This is a genomic window from Williamsia deligens, from assembly GCF_024171765.1.
Taxonomy (GTDB): Bacteria; Actinomycetota; Actinomycetes; order Mycobacteriales; family Mycobacteriaceae; genus Williamsia_A; species Williamsia_A deligens.
The window spans coordinates 331,291-348,030 of record NZ_JAMTCI010000002.1 but is presented as its reverse complement, the minus strand read 5'-3'; the positions used below and the strand labels follow the sequence as shown (position 1 = coordinate 348,030).

13 protein-coding genes are annotated in these 16,740 nt (G+C 71.4%); 7 read left to right on the top strand and 6 right to left on the bottom strand.

The annotated features are described in order from the left end of the window. Both LX14_RS15915 and lexA read right to left on the bottom strand, forming a co-directional pair. Positions 1 to 894: an SDR family NAD(P)-dependent oxidoreductase gene (locus LX14_RS15915; RefSeq protein ID WP_253648311.1), complete on the bottom strand. Its 894-nt coding sequence runs from the start codon at positions 892 to 894 to the stop codon at positions 1 to 3. A gap of 68 nt (positions 895 to 962) precedes the next feature. After that, positions 963 to 1,640 (bottom strand): transcriptional repressor LexA, encoded by a 678-nt coding sequence (gene lexA, locus LX14_RS15910; RefSeq protein WP_253648310.1) that lies wholly within the window; start codon positions 1,638 to 1,640, stop codon positions 963 to 965. A gap of 203 nt (positions 1,641 to 1,843) precedes the next feature. Between lexA and LX14_RS15905 the strand changes: the two genes are divergently transcribed. Continuing rightward, on the top strand, positions 1,844 to 2,386 hold the full coding sequence (locus LX14_RS15905) for a LysM peptidoglycan-binding domain-containing protein (RefSeq protein ID WP_253648309.1): 543 nt from the start codon (positions 1,844 to 1,846) through the stop codon (positions 2,384 to 2,386). A 190-nt stretch (positions 2,387 to 2,576) separates the two neighbouring features. Further along, positions 2,577 to 3,071: a transcriptional regulator NrdR gene (nrdR, locus tag LX14_RS15900; RefSeq protein WP_253648572.1), complete on the top strand. Its 495-nt coding sequence runs from the start codon at positions 2,577 to 2,579 to the stop codon at positions 3,069 to 3,071. Here the strand turns inward: nrdR and hrpA are convergent. Continuing rightward, on the bottom strand, positions 3,042 to 7,085 hold the full coding sequence (hrpA, locus tag LX14_RS15895) for an ATP-dependent RNA helicase HrpA (RefSeq protein WP_253648308.1): 4,044 nt from the start codon (positions 7,083 to 7,085) through the stop codon (positions 3,042 to 3,044). The two genes, nrdR and hrpA, sit on opposite strands and share 30 nt — an antisense overlap. Positions 7,086 to 7,160: 75 nt before the next feature. Between hrpA and LX14_RS15890 the strand changes: the two genes are divergently transcribed. After that, positions 7,161 to 8,396, top strand: a complete 1,236-nt coding sequence (locus tag LX14_RS15890) for an aminotransferase family protein (RefSeq protein WP_253648307.1) — start codon at positions 7,161 to 7,163, stop codon at positions 8,394 to 8,396. 18 nt (positions 8,397 to 8,414) lie between these two features. Here LX14_RS15890 and LX14_RS15885 read toward each other — a convergent pair whose 3' ends face one another. Both LX14_RS15885 and LX14_RS15880 read right to left on the bottom strand, forming a co-directional pair. Next, the gene (locus LX14_RS15885; RefSeq protein WP_372505408.1) at positions 8,415 to 10,907 is read right to left on the bottom strand and encodes a DEAD/DEAH box helicase; all 2,493 of its coding nucleotides are present in this window, start codon (positions 10,905 to 10,907) and stop codon (positions 8,415 to 8,417) included. Beyond that, positions 10,908 to 11,900 (bottom strand): proteasome assembly chaperone family protein, encoded by a 993-nt coding sequence (locus LX14_RS15880; protein WP_253648306.1) that lies wholly within the window; start codon positions 11,898 to 11,900, stop codon positions 10,908 to 10,910. A gap of 178 nt (positions 11,901 to 12,078) precedes the next feature. Between LX14_RS15880 and LX14_RS15875 the strand changes: the two genes are divergently transcribed. The 4 genes from LX14_RS15875 to LX14_RS15860 all read left to right on the top strand — a co-directional run bounded on the left by LX14_RS15875 (position 12,079) and on the right by LX14_RS15860 (position 15,726). Next, positions 12,079 to 13,167 (top strand): S-(hydroxymethyl)mycothiol dehydrogenase, encoded by a 1,089-nt coding sequence (locus LX14_RS15875; RefSeq protein WP_253648305.1) that lies wholly within the window; start codon positions 12,079 to 12,081, stop codon positions 13,165 to 13,167. Further along, on the top strand, positions 13,164 to 13,790 hold the full coding sequence (locus LX14_RS15870) for an MBL fold metallo-hydrolase (protein WP_253648304.1): 627 nt from the start codon (positions 13,164 to 13,166) through the stop codon (positions 13,788 to 13,790). Before LX14_RS15875 ends, LX14_RS15870 begins: the two co-directional genes overlap by 4 nt. A gap of 65 nt (positions 13,791 to 13,855) precedes the next feature. Continuing rightward, a complete protein-coding gene (locus LX14_RS15865; protein WP_253648303.1) occupies positions 13,856 to 14,536 on the top strand; it encodes a DUF5642 family protein in 681 nt (226 codons plus the stop codon). Between the two features lie 131 nt (positions 14,537 to 14,667). Then, positions 14,668 to 15,726 (top strand): DUF4192 domain-containing protein, encoded by a 1,059-nt coding sequence (locus tag LX14_RS15860; RefSeq protein ID WP_253648302.1) that lies wholly within the window; start codon positions 14,668 to 14,670, stop codon positions 15,724 to 15,726. 27 nt (positions 15,727 to 15,753) lie between these two features. Here the strand turns inward: LX14_RS15860 and galE are convergent, their stop codons facing one another. Beyond that, positions 15,754 to 16,737 carry a UDP-glucose 4-epimerase GalE gene (gene galE / locus LX14_RS15855; RefSeq protein ID WP_253648301.1) on the bottom strand — a complete coding sequence of 328 codons (984 nt, stop codon included), beginning with the start codon at positions 16,735 to 16,737 and terminating at the stop codon, positions 15,754 to 15,756. Between the last annotated feature and the right edge of the window lie 3 nt (positions 16,738 to 16,740).

Here is a 16,740-nt window from a genome sequence, read left to right as displayed (position 1 = left end):
TCAGACGCGCGGCGGACCCATCCGGCCCGACCGGGCTTCGACCTGCCCGACCAGTGCCGCCAACCGGGCGTCGGAGGCCAGTGCCGCGTCCGAGATGGGGTTGACGATGCCGCGCATCGTCGAGACCGGGATCCATCGACGCGGGACCTGTATCCGCGCCGACCGCCGCTCGATGCCCGCGGCGACCGCGCGGCCGACCCGGTCGGGGTCGATCGGGCGGCGGAACGGCGACGGGAAGGCCCGGGCGACGAGATCGGTCGCCAGTGCGTCCTTCCCGAACGCCACGTCCGCGATCGGCGTGCGGACCCACCCGGGGTACAGGACCCCGGCGCTCGCGTCGTGGCGGCGGAGCTCGACGCGCAGTGCCCGCCCGATCTGCTCGACGGCGGCCTTGGTGGCGGCGTAGGGCGCGTTCACCATCCCGTTGAGGTAGGCGTAGGTCGAGGACGTGACCAGGACGTGTCCGCGTGCCTCGATGATCGAGGGGAGTGCGGCGCGCACGGTGTTCCACACGCCGGTCAGGTTGACCGCGACGACCCTCTCGAAAGTGCCGTCGGCGACGCTTGCGATGGTGTCCGCGGTGTCACCGCTGGAGATGCCCGCGTTCGCGAACGCCACGTCCACCCGCCCCCAGCGGTCGAGGGCGTCGGCGACCGCGGAATCGAGGTTGGCGCGATCGGTGACATCCGCGGCGCGGGTGAGGACCCGGTCGGCCGACATCCCTCGGGCGGCATCCGCCACCGCGGCGGCGTCGAGGTCGACGAGGACCACCCGGGCTCCCCGGTCGTGCAGTGCCCGAGCCGTGGCACGACCGATCCCGCCGGCGGCGCCGGTGATGAGGACGACAGCACCGTCGAGAGGAAGCGGCGCGACCGAGGAGCGTCCGAGGGGCATCACGTGTCCGATCTGTCCGCGCGACGACCGGATGCCGTCGGCGGTGCAGAGTGTGACACGAGCTCGGGTCAGATGCGGCGCATCACCGTGACGACCTTGCCCAGGATCGCGGCGTCGTCACCGGGGATCGGGTCGAAGAGAGGGTTGTGCGGCATCAGCCAGACGTGGCCGTCGGCCCGCTTGAAGGTCTTGACCGTGGCCTCGCCGTCGATCATCGCGGCCACGATGTCGCCGTTGTCGGCGACGTTCTGCTGACGGACCACCACCCAGTCCCCGTCGCAGATGGCGACGTCGATCATGGACTCGCCGACGACCCGCAGCAGGAAGAGCGCGCCGTCGCCGACGAGCTCTCGGGGGAGGGGGAAGACGTCCTCGACGGCCTCCTCGGCCAGGATCGGGCCGCCGGCCGCGATCCTGCCCAGCACCGGCACGAAGGTCGGGGTGGGCAACGGGTTCGCGCCGCCGTCGCCGCCGTCACCCGGATCGTTCTCCTGGACGTTCACCGCGCGGGGGCGGTTGTGGTCGCGCTTGAGGAAGCCCTTGCGTTCCAGTGTGCGCAGCTGGTGCGCCACCGAGGACGTCGACGTGAGACCGACGGCGTCACCGATCTCCCGGATGCTCGGCGGGTATCCCCGCTCGCGCACCGAGGCCCGGATCACCCGCAGCACCTCCAGCTGCCGCGCGGTGAGCTCGGCCTCGACGAGAGGGGCGGTGGGGCCCCCGGGGGTGATGGTCGTGTCGGACACGGTGTCCTCTCCGTAGGGACCCGGTGCGGGGCGGCGGGCTGCACGCGACGTACCGGGGCATCTGTCCTGTTCGTACGAGCGACGGTAGTGGACCGGGTCACGACTTTCAAACATTTGTTCGACGGCGTGTCGACCTTGTCGGAGCCGCGTGATAGAACTCGAACACACGTTCTTTCGAACGCCTGATCGAGAAGGAGTCCGCGATGAGCCCGACCCTCATGGCACCCGGCGCCACCCCCACCTCTGCTCCCCGCCGCGTCGTCCGCGCCGTGTCGCGTCCACACCCGGAGCCGCGTCCTCGTGCGGAGTCGGTGACGCGCACGGACCGCCGTCACCCCCTCGACCCCTCGGTGCGACGGCCGGGTGCGAGCCGCCCCGCGACCGCACGCACCGCCCGACCGGCGGTCGTCGGCACCGAGTGCCGCACCGGGTCGGGGCGGGGTGGCAGCGTCCGCACCGCGCGTGTCGGGTGGGGCGCGGCGATCATCGCCGGGCTGGCCCTGGCGGTCGCGGTGTTCGCGGTCGTCGTCGGCGGATCCGTCCTCACCGACCACGCCGAGCCGGCCGTGGTGGGCAGCAGCGTCGTGCACGTGCGGGGCGGTGAGTCGCTGAGCGCGCTGGCGGCGCGCTCTGTGCCCGACGCCCCGGTCGCCCAGGTCGTCGCGGACATCCGCGAGCTCAACCACCTGTCGGGGTCGGCCGTCACCCCGGGCCAGCCTCTGCTCGCACCGCGTTACGCGCGCTGACCGGGATCGGCGTCCGGCGACCGTCATGCGCGACGTGATCGGCATCGGTGTCCTCGGCCCCCCGTCCGGAACGGTGGCCCTGCTCCGCCCGGTATCCTCGGCCGGTACGGATCGATCCGATCCGACCTGCGATCCCGCTGCGGTACCGCCCCGGGATCGACGGGATCCGCCGACCCCCGAGGACGTCGCGATGCATTGCCCGTTCTGCCGACATGCGGACACGCGTGTCGTGGACTCGCGGGTGGCCGACGAGGGTCAGGCGATCCGCCGCCGGCGCTCGTGTTCGGAATGCGGTCGACGTTTCACCACCGTCGAGAGCGCGGTGTTGGCGGTCGTCAAGCGCAACGGCGTCACCGAGCCCTTCTCGCGGGAGAAGGTCATGCGCGGCGTACGGCGCGCCTGCCAGGGCCGTGCCGTCGACGAGGACCGGCTGGCGGTGCTAGCCCAGCGCGTCGAGGACACTGTGCGGGCGTCGGGGTCCGCAGAGATACCGAGCAACGAGGTGGGGCTGGCGATCCTGCAGCCGCTGCGTGAGCTCGACGAGGTCGCCTACCTCCGGTTCGCATCCGTCTACCGCTCGTTCGAGTCGGTCGAGGACTTCCAGCGCGAGATCGACGAGCTGCGCTCCGGCACCCAGGTCGGTGCGGTCGCCGGGTCAGCCGGCGAGGGCGTCGATCGCCCGTAGGATCCGCTTCTCCGAGACCGGGTACGCGGTACCGATCCTCTCGGCGAACACACCCACCCGCAGTTCCTCCACCATCCAGTGCGCCTGCTCGTTCACGGCCTCACGTCGAGCAGGGGTGCATCGCGCGACGACGCGCGCCCAGTGGTCGACGACCCTGTCGACGGTGTCCATCCCGCGGTCGTCGTTCGCGGTCGCCGCGGGCAGTCGCCCCAGACGCACGACGATCGCGTCGAGATAGGTGGGCAGCCGGCGTCGGTGCGCATCGGCGGTGTCCACGACGAACCCCGCGTAGACGAGATGGTCGAGCTGGTCGGCCACATCGCGCGTCGCCCGGCCGTCCCCGAGACGGGACATCTCCGCGCGGATGGCCGGGACGCGGGTCATGGCGTCGGCGACGTCGCCGAGGATCGCCCGGGCCCGCTGGTTCGCGGCACCGTTGACCCGGGCACGCAGAGCGGCGAATGCTTCGGGGTCACGCACACCGTCGACATCCCCGGCCAGTTCGGCGATCGCGGCGGCGGTGCAGTCGGCGAGCAGCGCGTCGGTGGTCGGGTAGGGGCTCTGCGACAACGCGAGTCGGGACGCGACGGGGAGCGCCGAGGTGGCGGACTGTTTGAGCGGTGGGATCGACAGCTGCAGCAACCGCAGGATCGCCCGACGCGTCACGGCCCGCGCCTGCGTTGCTGTGGTCTCCAGTCCCACCGACACCCCGCCGTCCACGACGCGCAGTGCCGGGTGACTGGTGACCCGCTGGCCGGCGACGACCTCGCTCACCTCGTCGGCGAGAGTCCCGATGGTCGAGGCCGTCCAGGTGGTGACGGCCGCAGTGGTGGGCGCGGACGTACGCCTCGACGGAGCGCCACCGCCGGCCGGCGCTCGGTTCGACGGTGGTCCGGCGAGCGCCGCGGTGAGACCGGCCAGCGAGTCGGCCTCCGCGACGATCTCGTCGGAGTCGTCGACGGCCGCATAGCGGACGACGAGGTGCGGGGGGAGTGCGGACGGGTCGAAGTCGTCGGAACCCACCGGGACACCGGTCAGGCGGGTGATCTCGCGGGCGAGACCCACGACCACGGGTTCGCGGCGCGGTGTCAGTGCCGACATCGCTCGGGGCCCGACGTCGGCGGCGGGGCCGAGTTGCCGCCGGATGCTCTTGGGCAGGGTGCGTACGAGCGCGACCGCGAGGTCGTCGCGCAGTCCCGGTACGAGCCAGTCGAACCCCGCCGGCCGGATACGCGGGAGCAGCGCGCGGGGGACGAGGACGGTGATGCCGTCGTGGGTGCTCCCCGGGGAGAAGCGGTAGACCAGCCGCAGCCGTGCCTCGCCCTGCTGCCACACGTCGGGGAACTCCGACGCGGACACCGTCGTGGTGTCGGCGACGTCCTCGGGGGTGAGGTCGAGCAGGGTGGGGTCGGTGCGACGCGCCTTCTTCCACCAGGTGTCGAAATGGGCACCCGAGACGACCTCGGCGGGGATGCGTGCGTCGTAGAAGTCGTACAACTGGTCGTCGGTGATGACGAGATCGCCTCGCCGCGCGCGGTCCTCGAGTTCGCGGGCCTCGTCGAGCAGGGCGCGGTTGCGCAGGAAGAACGGGTGGTTCGTCCGCCACTCGCCCTCGACGAGGGCATGCCGGAGGAACAACTCCCGTGACGCCACGGGATCGATGGCGCCGAAGGCGACGGCGCGACGGGCCACCAGGGGGACGCCGTAGAGCGTGACCCGCTCCCACGCCATCGCCGAACCCCGCTTGATCGACCAATGCGGTTCGCTGTACTGCCGTTTGACCAGATCCCCGGCGAGTCGCTCGGCCCACTCGGGTTCGATGCCGGCGACCGTCCGGGCGAACAGGCGGGAGGTCTCGACGACCTCGGCCGCCATCACGAACCGCGGCGGCTTGCGGGCCAGTCCCGACCCCGGGAAGACCACGAACTTCGTGCCGCGGGCCCCGGCGAACTCGCGGGTGTCGCCCTCGCGCACACCGATCTGCCCGAGCAGTCCAGCGAGCACCGACTGGTGGATCGCCGCGGGCGACGAGCCCTCCTGGTCGGCGGACATGCGCGTGACCGGCCACCCCTTGTCGGTGACGATCCGCTCGAGCTGGCCCACGAGGTCGCGCCATTCCCGGATCCGCAGGTAGTGCAGGAACTCGCGGGCGCATTCGCGGCGGAACCGGTTGCCCGACAGGGTCTGTCGTTGTTCCTCGATGTGGCGCCACAGTGCGAGGATCGAGAGGAAGTCCGACCCCGCGACGGTGAAGCGGGCGTGCATCTCGTCGGCGGCCTGGCGGTGCTCGGCGGGACGTTCGCGGACATCCGGGAGCGAGAGCGCCGCGACGATGACGAGCACCTCGGCCAGCGCTCCCTGCTCGTGTGCGGCGACCACCATCCGGGCCCATCGGGGTTCGATCGGGAGGTCGGCGATGTCGCGTCCGACCCGGGTCAGGGTGCGCGACTGCGCACCGCCGGCCAGTGCGCCGAGCTCCTCGAGAAGGCCCACGCCGTCCCGGATGGCGCGGGGATCCGGGGGGTCGACGAACGGGAAGCGTGCGACGTCGCCGAGGTCGAGGGCGGCCATGGTGAGGATGACCGAGGCGAGGTTGGTCCGCAGGATCTCCGGGTCGGTGAACGCCGGTCGGGCGTCGAAGTCCTCCTCGGAGTAGAGCCTGATGCAGATGCCGTCGGCGACGCGGCCGCATCGGCCGGCGCGCTGACGGGCCGATGCCTGCGAGATCGGTTCGACGGGGAGTCGTTGCACCTTGGTTCGGGTGGAGTACCGCGAGATGCGGGCGGTACCCGCGTCGATGACATAGCGGATGCCGGGGACCGTCAGCGAGGTCTCGGCGACGTTGGTGGACAACACGACCCGGCGACCCGAACTCGTCGAGAACACCCGGTTCTGTTCCGCCGTCGACAGGCGCGAGAACAGGGGGAGGATCTCCTCGTCGGGATGACTGCGGCGTAATGCGTCCGCGGTGTCCCGGATCTCGCGTTCGGTGGCGAGGAAGATCAGGACGTCGCCGGGTCCCTCCCGACGCAACTCGCTCAGCGCCGCGGCGATGCCCTGGATCTGGTCGAGGTCGACGTGATCGCCCTCGGGGTCGTCCGACGCGACGGACAGCGGCCGGTGGCGGATCTCGACCGGATAGGTGCGGCCGGACACCGAGATCACCGGGACCGGGGCGTCCGGCGTCGCGAAGTGGTCGGCGAAGCGTCCCGGATCGATCGTCGCCGAGGTGATGATGACCTTGAGGTCCGGTCGGCGGGGGAGCAGCTGCTTGAGGAAGCCCAGGATGAAGTCGATGTTGAGGCTCCGCTCGTGCGCCTCGTCGACGATGATCGTGTCGTAGGCGCGCAGGAGCCGGTCGCGCGACAGCTCGGCCAGCAGGATGCCGTCGGTCATGACCTTGACGAGCGTGTCCCGACCGGATCTGTCGTCGAAGCGGACGGCGAAACCGACCGCGCCGCCGAGCTCGGTCCCGGTCTCGTCGGCGATCCGTGCGGCGACCGAGCGCGCAGCGATGCGGCGCGGCTGCGTGTGACCGATGGCGCCGCGGACGCCGCGCCCGAGTTCGAGGCAGATCTTGGGCAGCTGTGTCGTCTTGCCCGACCCGGTCTCGCCCGCCACCACGACGACCTGATGGTCGGCGATGGCGGCCTTGATCTCGTCGCGGGCCGCGGACACCGGTAGCTCCGGCGGATACGACAGCGTCGGTACGGCGGCCCGCCGGGACTCGAGTCGCCCCCGGGCGCGGGCGATCTCCTGGCCCAGCCGATCACGGTCGGCATCAGTGCGGAGACGCTGCGCCCGGCGCTGGAGCCGATGGGCGTCGGCGATGGTCACCTCGTCGTCGGTGATCACGACGTCGTCGACCGAGACGGTCTCGCCGGCGACGGCGACGGCTCCCGGATCCCGGGCGGCCGCGGGGTCCCTCGCGACACCGTCGGGCCGGCGATTCCCCCCGGATCGTCTCCGACCGCGGCGGGGTCGCCGGGCGGGACGCGGGGACTCTTCGGGCATGGTGCGTCCAGGATATTCGGCCACCCCCCAGGTCCGACCGCACCGGGTCGTCGGGCTGCCGGGCATGATGGGCGCATGACGTCGACCCTCTGGCATGGTTTCGCCGACATGGGCGCGGTGAGCGAACACGGCCCGTTCGCCATCGCGAGCGGGTCGGGGGTGCACATCGTCGACACCGACGGTGTCGAGTACCTCGACGCGACCGCCGGTCTGTGGTTCACCAACGTCGGCCACGGACGCGCTGCCATCGCCGATGCCGTTGCGGCACAGCTCCGCACGCTTGCCCACGTGTCCGGTTTCGGTGACGTGATGCCCGCGGTGACCATCAATCTGGCCGACCGCCTCGGGGAGCTCGCACCCATCGCCGGCAGCAAGGTGTTCTTCACCTCGGGCGGCAGCGACTCCGTCGACTCGGCGGCGAAGCTGGCCCGTCGCTACTGGCACGAGATGGGCCGACCGGAGAAGACGGTGATCGTCGGCCGCACCAAGGCGTACCACGGCATGCACGTCGCCGGGACGGCGCTGTCGGGCCTGCCGCCGAACCGTGAGGGCTACGGGACGCTCATGTCCGACGCCGCCACGGTCGACTGGGACGACGCGAAGAGTCTGCTCGGTCTGATCGAGCGGGTGGGCGCCGATTCGATCGCAGCGTTCTTCTGCGAGCCGGTGATCGGGGCCGGTGGCATCTACCCGCCGCCCGAGGGGTACCTGCGTGAGGTGCGGGACATCTGCCGCGAGCACGACGTGCTGTTCGTCGCCGACGAGGTGGTGACCGGGTTCGGTCGGATCGGCGGATCGTGGTTCGCCTCGAGCCGTTTCGACCTGCAACCGGACATGATGACCACCGCGAAGGGGCTGACCTCGGGGTACGTGCCGATGGGCGCGCTGTTCGTCGCCCCGCACGTCGCGGAGCCGTTCTACAGCGGTGGCGTCTGGTGGCGCCACGGATACACCTACGGCGGGCACGCGGGTGCTGCGGCCGCCGCGATGGCCAACCTCGACATCGTCGAGTCGGAGGACCTCCTGGGTGCGGCGCTGCGCCTCCAGGACGACCTGCACACGGCGTTGGCGCCGTTGGCGGATCTGCCGGTGGTGACCGAGGTCCGCAGCGGTGTCGGCGCGGTGGCCGGGATCCAACTCGCCGACCCGGGCGCGGGCCCCGCGGCGGTCACCGCACTCCGACGCCACCGGGTCTCGACGCGCGTCGCGGGTGGTGGCGCGCTGCAGATCTCGCCTGCGCTCATCATGACCACCGAGCAGGTGGGGGAGATGAGTTCGCGCATCCACGCGGCGCTGTCGCAGATGGGCTGACCGCCCGCGACGGCGGGCTCAGCCCTCGACGACCTCGAGGTCGACCACGCGGGGCATGGCATCGGGCTCGTCGGCCGGGGGAGCCTCGACGTGGCCGACGAAGGCCCACCCGTGGTCGCCGGCGGGGTCGGCGAGTGTCTGACGGACCGTCCACGGGGTGGTGGACTCGTCGAGCGAGAACAACCGGGGGCTGCGGGCGTCGCCGGCCGTCCCGAGGTCGTCGTATTCGTCGAAGTAGTCGTCGAGGGCCGCGGGCCAGTCGACGTCGGGGTGGAGTCGACGCAGTGTGTCCTCGTCCTCGCGGGCGAACGCGGTGACGAGCGCGAACATCTGGTTGCGGATGTGCACGCGCCAGGCGCGCCGGTCCGGCCCCGGCGGTGACGGAGGGACCGCCGTCGGCGAGGTGGGGTCCGCCGACGTCAGCTGCTCCCACTCGTCGATCAGGCTGGAGTCGGTGCCGCGGACGACCTGCCCGAGCCACGAGACGATGTCGTCGAACTCCTCGGTGTGCCGGTCGGGCGGGACGCCGTGCCGCGCGATGCGGTAGACGTCGGTGAGGTATCGCAGCAGCACGCCCTCGCTGCGGGCGATCTTGAGGCGGGCCACGACGTCACCGAATCCGTCGGCGTGCTCGAGCATCTCGCGGACCACCGATTTGGGTGACGGCGGTGTACCGCCCACCCAGGGGTGGCCACGGAGGTAGATCTCGAAGGCGCCCTCGACGAGATCGGCCAGGGGTCTCGGCCAGGTGATCTCCTCGACCCGCTCCACGCGTTCCTCGTAGTCGAGTCCGTCGGCCTTCATCTGCGCGACCGCGGCACCCCGCGCCAGGTCCCGCTGCGCGCGCAGGACGGGGCGCGGGTCCTCGACGATGGACTCGACCACCGACAGCGCGTCGCGCGCGTAGTCGGGGTCGTCGACGTCGAGCAACTCGAGCGCGGCGATCGCGAACGACGACAACGGGTTCGACAGGGCGAAGTCCGGGGGGAGCTCCGTCGTCAGACGGACGGTCGCGCCCGTCTCGTCGGGGTCGGTCAGCTCGACGAGTCCGGCGGTGCGCAGACCCCGGTAGATGTCGATGGCGCGCAGGATGTGACGACGCTGGCGGACCCGGGGTTCGTGGTTGTCCTCCAGCAGATGTCGCATGGCGGGGAAACACGGGCCGGGTCGGGCGATGACGTCGACGACCATCGCCGTGCTGACCCGGAAATGCGACCGCAACGGCTCGGGCTGCGCGCCGATGAGGCGCTCGAACGTCGGTTCCCCCCAGGAGACGAATCCGTCGGGGGCCTTCTTGCGCTGGATCTTCTTGAGCTTCTTCGGGTCGTCGCCGGCCCGGGCGACGAGTCGCGCGTTCTCCACGTCGTGCTCGGGTGCCTGCGCGACGACGTATCCGCGGTCGTCGTATCCCGCGCGTCCCGCGCGGCCGGCGATCTGGTGGAACTCACGCGCCTGCAGGTGCCGCGTGCGGGTGCCGTCGTACTTGGTGAGGCCGGTGAACAGGACGGTGCGGATCGGCACGTTGATCCCGACGCCGAGCGTGTCGGTGCCGGCCACGACACGCAGGAGTCCCTGCTGGGCGAGTCGTTCGACAAGGCGCCGGTACCGGGGCAGCATCCCGGCGTGGTGGACCCCGATGCCCGCGCGCACCAGCTTCGACAACGTCGTCCCGAACCCCGAGGCGAACCGGAAGTCCCCGATCGCCGCGGCGATCGCATCCCGCCCGGCGCGGTCGACGAGTGTGGCGCTGAGCAGCGACTGGGCCCGCTCCACCGCCGACGCCTGCGTGAAGTGGACGACGTACACCGGCGCCCGGCCCGCCTCGATGAGGCCCTCGATGGTGTCGTGCACCGGCGTCGTCACATAGGAGAACTCCAGCGGCACAGGCCGTTGCGTGCCGGTGACCGCGGCCGTCCGGCGACCGGTCCGCCGCGTGATGTCGTCGACGAAGAAGTCGATCTCGCCGAGCGTGGCCGACATCAGCAGGAACTGCGCATGCGGCAGCTCGACGATCGGCACCTGCCACGCCCATCCCCGTTCGGGGTCGCCGTAGTAGTGGAACTCGTCCATCACCACGAGCCCGATGTCGGCGTCGGCGCCGTACCGCAGCGCCAGGTTCGCGACGATCTCGGCGGTCGCGCAGATGATCGGGGCCGACGAGTTCACCGTCGCGTCGCCGGTCATCATCCCGACGTTCTCGGCGCCGAACACGGCGCAGAGATCGAAGAACTTCTCGCTGACGAGCGCCTTGATGGGGGCGGTGTAGAACGTCCGCACCCCACGGCTCCGGGCGAAATGTGCTGCGCCGGTGGCCACCAACGACTTGCCCGACCCCGTCGGTGTGGACAGGATCACGTTCGATCCCGACACCAGCTCGAGCAGGGCCTCCTCCTGCGCGGGATACAGCGACAGCCCACGCCCCGACACCCAGTCGGCGAAGGTGTCGAAGGCGTGGTCGGGATCGTCCGACGGGCGCGTCAGGACGGCGGTGTCACCGGTCGGGGTCGTCACCTACTGCCGGTCGTCACCCGGGGAGTCGCCGTCGTCGGAGGGGTCCTCGGGACCGTTGTCGACGGGGTCGGTGCCCTCACCGGTCGCGGCGGCCTGGGCGAGGAACTTCTCGACCTCGGCACCCAACTCCTCACCGCTGGGCAGCGCCTCGTCGGAGGCGAGCAACGACGGGGCCTCCTCGGCCCGGGTCACCGCGTCGTACTGGGTCTCCAGGGCCGCGACCACGGCCTCCACCTCGGCGTTGCCGGACACCTCGGTGTCGATCTGGGTCCGCACCGTCGACGCCGCGTTCTCGAGGGCGCCGATCGGGAGGTCGAGGCCGGTGACGGTCGCGAGCGACTCGATCAGGGTCGCCGACGCAGCCGGGTACTTGGCCTGCGACAGGTAGTGCGGCACGTGCACCGACAGGCCGGCGGTCGTGTAGCCGTGCTGCGCCATCCGCAGCTCGACCAACATCGACGCGCTGCCGGGGATCTTCAGGGGACTGCCCCAGCGGGGGAGGTCACCCAGCATCTCCGGCGACGAACCGTGCGCGGTCACCGTCGGCGGCCGGGTGTGGGGGATGGCCATCGGGATGGCGTTGAGACCCACCACGGAGGACACGTTGAAGTGGTCGGACAGACGGCGGATGGCCTCGACGAAGTGGTTCCACCGCAGGTCGGGTTCCGCGCCTGCGAGGAGGAGGAACGGCCGCCCGGCGTTGTCGCGGACCGCGTGGATCGTCAGCGACGGCATCTCGACGTCGGTGAACTCCTGTCCCGAGAACGTCATCGTCGGCCGCCGCGAGCGGTAGTCGATGAGGTCGTCGGCGGAGAAGGTGGCGACCAACTCCGACTCGAGGCTGTCCCGGAGGTGTTCGGCCGCCAGGGCCACCGCGTGTCCGGCGTCGGCGAATCCCTCCAGGGCGTGCACCAGCACCGGCCCGTCGCCCTCGTCACCGCTCACGTGCGGCACCGGGAACTCCAACTCGTAGAGAGTCGACTCGTCGTCCATCAGCACACCTCCGTCGTCATCAGCGGTACAACGATCCCACCCGGGCTCCGTGTTCCTGGTGGGAGGTCGTCGCGTCGTCACGGGGCGTGACACGCCTCACCCGGGTCACGCACAGGCGTGGAAGGATCGTCGCATGCGCATGTTCGGTGCGTGACCCACGAGAGAGGACACACGGAGAATGCCGCAGCAGGTACGAGGTGTCGTGTCGATGTCGACGAAGGAGCCGACGCAGGTCGTCACCATCGTGATCCCGGATCCGGGACCGCGTGACGTCGTCGTCGCGGTGCAGGCATGCGGTGTCTGCCACACCGATCTGGCCTACCGCGACGGGGGCATCAACGACGAGTACCCGTTCCTGCTGGGCCACGAGGCGGCCGGCGTCGTCGAGGCGATCGGCGACGAGGTGACCCATGTCGACGTCGGCGATTTCGTGGTGCTCAACTGGCGTGCGGTGTGCGGTCAGTGTCGGGCGTGCAAGCGGGGGCGCCCCTGGTACTGCTTCGACACCCACAACGCGAGCGTCCCGATGACCCTGGAGGACGGGACCGCACTGACCCCCGCCCTGGGGATCGGTGCCTTCGCCGACAAGACCCTCGTCCACGAGGGCCAGTGCACCAAGGTCGCCCCGGATGCCGATCCCGCCGTGGCGGGTCTGCTGGGTTGCGGCGTGATGGCCGGGCTCGGGGCTGCGATGAACACCGGCGAGGTCGGGCGGGGTGACAGCGTCGCCGTCATCGGATGCGGTGGCGTGGGCGACGCGGCCATCGCCGGTGCTCGTCTCGCCGGCGCGTCCACGATCATCGCCGTCGACCGCGACGCCCGGAAGCTGGCGTGGGCGACCGACCTCGGCGCGACCCACACGATCGACGGGTCGCAGGTCGACGACGTCGTCGCCGCGATCCAGGAACTCACCGACGGCAACGGTGCCGACGTCGTGATCGACGCCGTCGGACGCCCGGAGACCTACGAGACGGCGTTCTACGCCCGCGACCTGGCGGGCACGGTCGTCCTCGTCGGCGTGCCGACACCCCAGATGCGCCTCGAGCTGCCCCTGGTCGACTTCTTCTCGCGGGGCGGTGCCCTGAAGTCGTCCTGGTACGGCGACTGTCTGCCCGAACGGGACTTCCCGATGCTGGTGGACCTGTACCAGCAGGGACGCCTCCCGTTGGAGAAGTTCGTGTCCGAGCGGATCTCGCTCGACGACGTCGAGTCCGCCTTCCACAAGATGGAGGGTGGCGAGGTGCTGCGCTCGGTGGTGATCCTGTGACCGCCCGCATCGACCACGTCGTCACCTCCGGCACGTTCGAGCTCGACGGCGGCAGTTGGGACGTCGACAACAACATCTGGATCGTCGGCGACGACTCCGAGGTCGTCATCGTGGACGCCGCCCACGATGCCGCGCCGATCGTCGAGGCCGTCGCCGGCCGGACCGTGCGGGCGATCGTCGCGACCCACGGTCACAACGACCACATCACCGTCGCCCCGGAACTGTCCGAGCGGTTCGACGCCCCGATCCTGCTGCATCCCGGTGACGACATGTTGTGGCGGCAGACCCACCCCGAGGTCGGCCACCGCGACATCACCGACGGTGAGCGCATCGCCGTCGCCGGCACCGAGCTCATCCTGATCAACACCCCGGGACACTCGCCCGGGTCGTGCTGCCTGTACGCGCCGGAACTCGGTGTCCTCTTCAGCGGCGACACGTTGTTCTCCGGCGGGCCCGGCGCGACCGGTCGGTCGTTCTCGAGCTTCCCGACGATCATCGAGTCCATCCGCGACAAGATCTTCACCCTCGACCCCGCCACCGAGGTCCGCACCGGGCACGGCGACTCGACGTCGGTGGGGACCGAGGCGCCGCACCTCGAGGAGTGGATCGCCCGGGGCGAGTAGGCCCCCCGTGTCGGGCGGGTGTCGGTCCCTGGGGTCCGGCGCCGGTGGTGGCAGAGTGCGCAGACGTGACCGCACCCCGCCGCCTCCGCGCCGTGCTCGTCGCCATCGTCGTGGCGTGTGCGGTCGGCGGCTGCACCCAGAGCGTCGACGGGGAACCCGTGGCCGCGTCGGGGTCCTCGGCAGCCGGCGACATCGACCGGCTGACGATCAGCCCCCGGGAGTTCCCCGCCGGGTACCCGGCGACCCGCCTGCCGTCCGCGCAGGCCGGCGAGGTCCTCGAGGACCTGTCGGGACGCCCGAACGGCGGATCGGTGACGCCGTCGGACTGCCTTCCCCCTGCTCTCGTGCAGGACTCGGCGCGCACCGTGGTGGTGACGGGACAGTCGACCTCCGGCGGCAACCTGACCGTGGTCGTGACACGGGCGCAGTCGCCCCTGGCCGACCTCGCCGACGCCGTCGCCCGGTGCGGGTCCTACTCCATGGACGTCGGCGCGGTCCGCTCCACCGTCACGGCGCAGGTGCTGCCGCCGTCGCCGATCGACTCCCAGGAGTCGCTCGCCTTCCGACGGACCTCGACGTCCGGGCGCGCGCCGGTGACGATCGCGCAGACCACCACCGTGCTGGCCGCCCAGAACGACGGCGTGCGCGTCTACGCCGCGTACGTCGCGTTCTCCGGTGCCCCGCTCGACGGTGCCGCGCTCGACGCCGTGTTCACCACGGCGGTGGCGCGCTCGCGCGGTCGCTAGGCCGGACACGATCCCTGCGTCCGTGATCCGGGCCGGGGAGATCTATTGAGGTGAACGATTCTGTGCACAGCCCGGCGCGACGACCGCCGGGCAGGCGGGGACGGTCGGCCCGGTGGGCGAGTGTTCGGCCCATGGACATCGACCACCACACCCTCACCCTCCGCGACCCCGGCGATCTCATCGCCGCGGTGCCGCCGATGCTCGGCTTCGTCCCGGCGCGCTCGCTCGTCGTCATATCCTTCAGCGGACCGGGCTCACGCCTGGGGATCACCATGCGCCACGACATCGTCCTCGACGACGACGGCGGGCCCGCGGCGGTGATGTGCGACGTCGTCGACCATCTCGTGACGGTCGCCGCCCGGGAGGGCGCGTCGAGTGTCGCCGTGATCGTCGTGGACGACCGCGCACCCGCCGACGACCCCCGATGGGAGGCATTGGTCGCCGACGTCGAGATGCGCTTGGGCGCCATCGATCTCGGTGCGGCGTTCGCGGTGCCGGAGATGCGGGCCGGGGCACGGTGGTACGCCGTCGGTCGCGGACGCGGCGCGTGGACGGGGTTGCTCCCGGACCCGGCCACGACACCGACCGCGCTCGCCCGCGCGGTCACCTCGGGTACAGCGGTGCGCCCCTCACGGGCTGCGATGGTCGCGGCGTTGGACCCGACGGCGCCCTGCACCGACGTCGACTGCCCCCACCACGACGTCCGCGACACGCCGGCGCGCAACGGCAGTCGCCGTGCCGACGCCGCGCGGTTGCGGTCGGTCCTGGTGATGCTCGACGGTCGGGTGCTCAGCTGTGCCGACACCGCGACCCTCGCCGCGGCCATCGCGGTGCCGCGGGTGCGGGACGCGCTGCTGGCGCTGTCGGCGTCGTCGCGCGCCGAGGAGGCCGGCGCCCTGTGGACCGATCTCACACGACGCTGTCGCGGACGGGCTCGCGCCGACGCCGCGACCCTGCTCGCGCACTGGTACTACACGCGCGGTGAGGGGACCTTCGCCGGTATCGCGCTGGACGCGGCGCTGACGGCGTTCCCCCCGCATTCGATGGCGGGTCTGCTCGACCAGTCGTTGCGTGCGGGCCTGCCGCCGTCGATGCTCACCGGCCTGCTGGTCACCTCGTGTGGGGTCGCCGACGATCTCGGGGTCCGGATGCCGCCCGTCGTGCCGGAGGCGCTGGATCCGGGCGCCTGACCCGGCCCCTCGCGGTCGTCGGGCGTGTCAGGTCCGTGCGGAGTGGGCGGAGTCCCCGAGGTCCCTGAGGAACTCCCAAGCGTCGGCGACGATGGTCGGCAGCGCCGTGTTCGTCGGCGACCACCCCAACTCGTCGATCGCCTTGTCGCTCGACGCGATCAGCACGGCGGGATCACCTGCACGGCGCGGCGCCTCCACGACGGGGATGTCGATGCCGGTCACCTCGCGACACGTCTCGATGACCTGACGGACCGAGAAGCCCGCACCGCTGCCGAGGTTGTAGACGGCGTGGCGCCCGGGGACGGCGGCGTCGAGGGCGAGAGCGTGGGCCTGGGCGAGATCGTGGACATGGATGTAGTCGCGGACCGCGGTCCCGTCGTCGGTGTGGTAGTCGGTGCCGAAGATCTTGACCGAATCCCGGTGTCCCAGTGCGGCTTGCAGCACGATCGGGATCAGGTGGGTCTCTACCCGACGGTTCTCCCCGGCCCCCGCGTAGGCGCCGGCGACGTTGAAGTAGCGCAGGCTGATCGCGGCCAGACCGTGGGCGACGGTGTAGGAGGTGATGGCGTGGTCGATCGCGAGCTTGGTCGCCCCGTAGGGGTTCGTGGGTCGCGTCGGGGACGACTCGAGGATCGGCACCGACTCGGGCTCACCGTAGGTCGCGGCGGTGGACGAGAAGACCAGTCGCGGGGTCTTCGCACGACGCATCGCCTCGAGCAGCGCCAGCGACTCGACGACGTTGCCATACCAGTACTTCTCGGGCACCTCCACGGACTCGCCGACCAGGGACTGCGCGGCGAAGTGCAGCACCCCCTCGACGTCACCGCCGGCGAGCACGTCGTCGGCGACGGCACTGATGTCGCCCTCGACGAACTCCGCTCCGGCGGGGACGGCGTCCCGGTTGCCGGTGGTGAGGTTGTCGACGACGACCACGTCGTGTCCGGCCTCCAGCATGACGCGGGCGCACACGCTGCCGACGTAGCCGGCACCGCCGGTGACGAGCAGTCTCACGGC